The organism is Azonexus sp., from assembly GCF_036170495.1.
In the GTDB taxonomy this organism is placed as follows: Bacteria; Pseudomonadota; Gammaproteobacteria; order Burkholderiales; family Rhodocyclaceae; genus Azonexus.
In genome coordinates this window covers 1-5,262 of record NZ_JAVHPH010000124.1, presented here as the reverse complement: position 1 = coordinate 5,262, position 5,262 = coordinate 1, and the positions used below count along the sequence as shown (strand labels likewise).

4 protein-coding genes and 1 pseudogene are annotated in these 5,262 nt (G+C 66.6%); all 5 read right to left on the bottom strand.

The genetic code is table 11. From position 1 onward, the window contains the following. A pseudogene (locus tag ADADOO_RS03890) lies at positions 1–524 on the bottom strand (efflux RND transporter periplasmic adaptor subunit); the annotation flags it as partial. Then, positions 521–1,768, bottom strand: a complete 1,248-nt coding sequence (locus ADADOO_RS03885) for a TolC family protein (protein ID WP_511275184.1) — start codon at positions 1,766–1,768, stop codon at positions 521–523. The gene ADADOO_RS03885 and the pseudogene ADADOO_RS03890, both read right to left, overlap by 4 nt. Positions 1,769–1,775: 7 nt before the next feature. Next, positions 1,776–2,345 carry a DUF2231 domain-containing protein gene (locus ADADOO_RS03880; protein WP_511275182.1) on the bottom strand — a complete coding sequence of 190 codons (570 nt, stop codon included), beginning with the start codon at positions 2,343–2,345 and terminating at the stop codon, positions 1,776–1,778. An 11-nt stretch (positions 2,346–2,356) separates the two neighbouring features. Beyond that, positions 2,357–2,674 (bottom strand): copper-binding protein, encoded by a 318-nt coding sequence (locus ADADOO_RS03875; RefSeq protein ID WP_511275180.1) that lies wholly within the window; start codon positions 2,672–2,674, stop codon positions 2,357–2,359. A gap of 119 nt (positions 2,675–2,793) precedes the next feature. Further along, positions 2,794–5,262 (bottom strand): DEAD/DEAH box helicase (locus ADADOO_RS03870; RefSeq protein ID WP_511275179.1); only part of this gene is annotated, 2,469 nt, incomplete at its 5' end.

Sequence of the window (5,262 nt, the reverse complement as noted above, 5' to 3'; positions counted from 1 at the left end):
GAGACCAGTTCCGGGCTGTACACCTCGAACAGCGGCTGGCCGCGGCCGACCGGCTGGCCTGTTGTATTGACGTGCAGGCGCTCGATGTAGCCCTCGAATTTGGCGGTCACCGTGGTGGTCCGGCTTTCGTCGATTTCGACCCGGCCGCTGGCGCGCACGTTTTTGTCGAGCACCTGCAGTTTGGCCGGCTCGGCCTTGACGCCCATTTTCTGGATTTTCTCGGCGCTGATTTTCAGGCCGCTGTCGGCTTCCTGTTCGCCTTCATAGACCGCGATGTAGTCCATGCCCATCGGGTCTTTCTTCGGCGTCGGCGAGGTGTCGGGCAGGCCCATCGGGTTGCGGTAATAGAGTAATTTCGGTTTTTGCTCATTTTTCGGGTTGACCCTAGGGCCAGCCGTTGTTTCTATGGTCGTGGCAACGGCGGTCGCGCCATCCGTTTTCTGCTGGGCAAACTGATAACCACCGGCAAAACCACCGACGGTCAGCGCGACGGCGATGAAAATAAACAGGGGGCCGTTCTTCACAGGTCTTCTCCAAGCAGGCGTTCGATCTCGGCCAGCCGTATTTGCTGGCTGGCCTGGGCGCGCAGCAGCGCGAGGCGGGCGTTGCGGATCTGGCGCTGGGCGTCGAGCAGGGTGGCGAAATCGACCTTGCCGTTTTCGTAGCCGGCCAGCGCCGATTTGAAAGTCAGTTCGGCCTGCGGCAGCAGGCGGGTGCGGGTGATCTGTTCGGTGCTGCGCGCGCCGTCCAGATTGCTCAGCGCCGCATTGAGGTCGCCCTGCAGCCGGTGGCCGAGCGCTTCATGGCGCGCCGACGCGGCTTCGAGCAGGCGTTCGCTCTCGCGCTCCTGGCTGCGCCGGGTGCCCTGTTGCAGCGGCAGGTTCATCTCCAGCATCAGGCTCCAGGCATCGACGCGGTTCTGCACCTGCATCGGCGCCACGCCGACTGTGAAATCCGGATAACGGTTGCGGTAGGCCAGCTCGCGGCTCTTCCCGGCACCGTCGACACGGGCGGCTTCGATGGCCAGCTGCGGATTGGCGGCGAGCAGGCGGTCGTTCAGCGCGGCACCATCGAGCCGGGCGGGAATCGGTCGCAACGCCGCCGGTTCGGCCAGTGCGGCGCCGCTCGGCCGGGCCAGCATGGCGTTGAGGAAGACCATCAGGTGATGGAACTCGCTTTCCATGCCGACCTGTTCGGCATCCAGCGCGCTGCGTTCGAGCTGGGCGCGGATGGCGTCCTGCTGGGCGGCCAGGCCGCCGGCGTAGCGGGCCTGGGCGACCTGCTCGAGGCGACGGGTCAGTTCGATGTTCTCGCGGGTCAGTTGCAGCGCCTGGCCGGTCAGCCAATATTGCGCGTAGAGGCTCTTGATACGGGCCGCCACTTCCGCCCAGGTGTCGCTGGCCCGGCCTTCGGCCTGAGTGGCTTCGGCAGTCGCCACGTCGCGCTTGAGGTCGCGCTTGCCCCAGAAAGGCAACGGCTGCATCAGCGTGTATTTGGTATCACCCGTCCGCGTCGGGTCGAGCGTCGCATTCTGGCTGCCGTTGCGCGTGATATTTTCCAGCTCGATGCGCAGAACGGGGTCAGGCAGCGCGCCGGCCGGCTGGATGCGCTCGCGCGCCGCCTCGGCTTCGAGGCGAACCATGCGCACATCCGGGCTGTGCTCGCGGGCGGCGGCGAGCAGCGATTCGACGCTGGCCCCGGGCAAGGGCTCGGCGGCATGGGCGGTCAGCGCGGTGAGCAGCAGGGCGAGCAGCAACGAACGTTTCATGACGGCCTCAATGGCGATGGCGTTGGCCATCCTTGTGAATGTGCTCGCCGGGGGCGAGGGCCGGCGTTTCGACAACCGTTTCAGGCGTTGCCGCCGGCTGCTCTGCCACCGTCGGCGCCGCCACTTCCGGCGCCGCGAAAGCCGCCGCCGAGACACCGATGCCATGCCGATAAACCATTTCGCCGCCCAGCCAGCCAGTCACCCCGAGGCCGGCCGAAAGCACCAGCATGATCGGCAGCAAGGCCGCGTGCGGCGGGCGTTCAGCGCGTTGGCGCAGGCCATCCCAGGCAGCCAGTGCGATCAGCCCGGCCGTGCCGGTCAGCGCCCAGTTGCGATGGCTGAGCATGACCAGATGACCGGCGCCATCGTGTTCAACCGTCTGGAAGGCATACCAGCCGAGCGCCGCGGCAAAGCCAGCGCTCACGGCGGCGCCCAGGATCAGCAGGCGGCCGCTGTTGGTGAAAGTCGGCTTGGCCGGGTGCCAACGGCCCAGCAGCAAGAGCAGCGTCGCCGTGATGGCGAGGGCGATCGGGAAATGAACGACCGCCGGATGCCAGTTGGGCATGATGTCAGGCATCGGCGAGGCGCTTACTTCGCCATCTCGTAGCGGCTGACCATGGCGTTGCCACCCTTCATCTCGGCTGCAAACTTAATCTTGTCGCCCACCTTGAGCTTGCCCAGCCAAGCCTTGTCGGCAACGCCGAAAGCCATCGTCATCGGCGGCATGCCGATGCTGTCGAGCTGGCCATGCTGGATAACGATCTCGCCGGCCTTGGCGTCAATTTTCTTGACCAGACCGTCGCTCAGCGGCGCAGTTTGGCTGGCGACCATATGGCCGGCGTGGTGATCGTGCTGGGCAAAAGCGGGAAGGCTGAGGGAGAGCATCAGGGCAAGCAGCAGGCGCATGGCGGTTCCTTGGTGGATGGATGAAGCGATTGTGCGGTGCTGCGGTCGACGCCATCCTGACGCCAAAATTACAAGTTTGTAATCTTTTGTCCCGTCTTGCCCTGTCAGCCTCTCTTCTGCTACTCGCCGCGAATCAGCGCCACCAGGTCTTCGGTTGACGGCAGGGTCGAGGCGTCGCCGTCGTCGAGGATGCTGTCGGCCAGCGCCCGTTTGTCGTGGTGCAGATCGACGATGCGTTCCTCGATGCTGCCCTTGCTGACCAGCCGATAGACGGTGACCGGCCGCAATTGGCCGATGCGGTGGGCGCGGCCCATGGCCTGGTCTTCGGCGGCCGGGTTCCACCAGGGGTCGGTAATCACCACGTAGTCGGCGGCGGTCAGGTTGAGGCCGAAACCGCCGGCTTTCAGGCTGATCAGGAAGAGGTCGCTGTCGCCGGCCTGGAAGGCGGCGACGCGCTTGCTGCGTTCGGCGGCGGGGGTCGCGCCGTCGAGGTATTGATAGCTGATGCCGGCGGCGTCGAGCGGGACGCGCAGGATTTGCAGGAAATCGACGAACTGGCTGAAAACCAGGGTCTTGTGGCCGTTGGCGGTGAGTTCGGCGGCCAGTTCGGCGAAAGCCTGCACCTTGGCACCGGCGATGGCGAATTCCGGGCTGGTCAGACGCGGATCGCAGGCGGCGCGACGCAGCTTGGTCAGTTGCGCCAGGATGTTGAAACGCGCCAGCCCGGCCTGGGCGCCGCTGTCGTTGAGCGCGCCGACCTCGTTGATCGCCTGCCGGCGCAGGGCTTCGTAGTGGGCGGCTTCGGCCGCTTCCGGCGTGACCGAGAGGATCAGTTCGGTGCGCGGCGGCAGATCCTGCAAGACCTGGCCCTTGGTGCGGCGCAGGACGAAAGGGCCGATCAGGCGTTTCAGGACGTGCTGGGCATCGCGGTCGCGGTTGCGCTCGATCGGGCCGGCGAAGCGTTCGTTGAAACGGCCGATGCTGCCGAGCAGGCCGGGATTGACGAAGCGCATGATCGACCACAGTTCGGCCAGGCGGTTTTCCACCGGTGTGCCCGACAGGGCCAGGCGGAAATCGGCTGGCAGATCGAAAACGGCTTGCGAGCGTTTGGTCGTGGCGTTCTTGATCGCCTGCGCCTCGTCGGCGACGACGGTGTGCCATTGACGCCCGGCGAAACGTTCCTGGGCCAGTTGCAGCAGGGTGTAGGAGACGATCAGCACATCCTGCGGGCCGGCCTCTCCGACCAGCGCTTCACGTTCGCTGTCGCTGGCCTCGCTGTAGATGCTGGCGTTCAGGCTGGGCGCGAAGCGCAGCGCTTCGGCCAGCCAGTTGCCGCACACCGAGGTCGGAGCGATGACCAGGGTGGCGCCGCCTTTGGCCCGTTCGAGCATGACGGCGAGTGCCTGCAGGGTCTTGCCGAGGCCCATGTCGTCGGCCAGGCAGCCACCCAGACCGGCTGCGGCGAGGCGCATCGCCCACTGGTAGCCTTCTTCCTGATAGGGGCGCAAGTCGGCCTGCAGGGACTTTGGCAGTTTTGGCGCGAGCGCCTGGGCCGCGCGCAGGCGGTCGATGGCTTGGCGGAAATCGGCGCCGGACTCGAGATCGGTGCCGTCGAGCACCTCGTCGAGCCAGGCGGCGGCGATCTGCGGCACCTTGCTGCCGTGCTTGTCGACTTCGGCGACGGCGGCGAGGTCGAGCAGTTTCTGTTTCAGCGAGCGGGTCAGCGCCGCATAGACGCCGTCGCCCATCGGGATGAAGCGGCTCTTGTCGCGGGCGGCGGCGAGCAGGGTTTCCAGTTGCACGACGAGACCTTCATCGAGCCCGGCCTGGCCGGATACCCGGAACCAGTCGCGTTCCTTGCTGACCGTGATACCCAGCTTGCCGGCATCGACGCTGATGACCCGGACACTCTTGCCCTTCGGCCAATCGACGGCGGCGATAGCGGCCAGGCCGGGCAGGGCTTCGACCAGGCCGAGAGCGAGTTCCGGGTCGTCGATCAGCCACTCGGCGCTTTGCGCATCACCGCTCTCTTCGAGAAAGGGGAAGGCGTCGAGCAGGCTTTCCAGGTGTTGTTTTTCGGCTGCCAGGTTGCGCTCGGTGCCCAATGTCTCGCCGCCGATCGCCGCCATCAGACGAACGCGGCCGCTGCCGACCGGCAGGCGCGGACCATCGGCGCCAAGCGGCGCGGCAACCAGGCGCAGCGACAGCGACGCGCCGACCGGCGCCAGTTCGGCGCGCAGACGCGCTTCGCTCGCCACCTGGCGCGACGCCTGGGCCGCATCGGCATGCACCTGAAAATGGCCGGCCAGCGCTTGCAGGGTTTTGTCGAGATCGGCTTGTGCCCCTTCGGCCTTGGCCGGCACGGCGAAACGCCCGGAAACCAGCTGGGCGGCACGGCGTTGCGCCGCCGTGTAGCGCACCAGGCGGACGCGCTGTGGCCCGTCCGGCAGCAGGGTGATCAGACGCAGCGCCTCGGCGTCGCGCTTTTCTTCGGCATCGTAGAAATAGCTGTTTTCCGATTCGGCGCGCAAGGGCGGGCTGATCTGCATGACGATCTGGTCGCCCTGGCGGACGACTTCGAGTTCGGG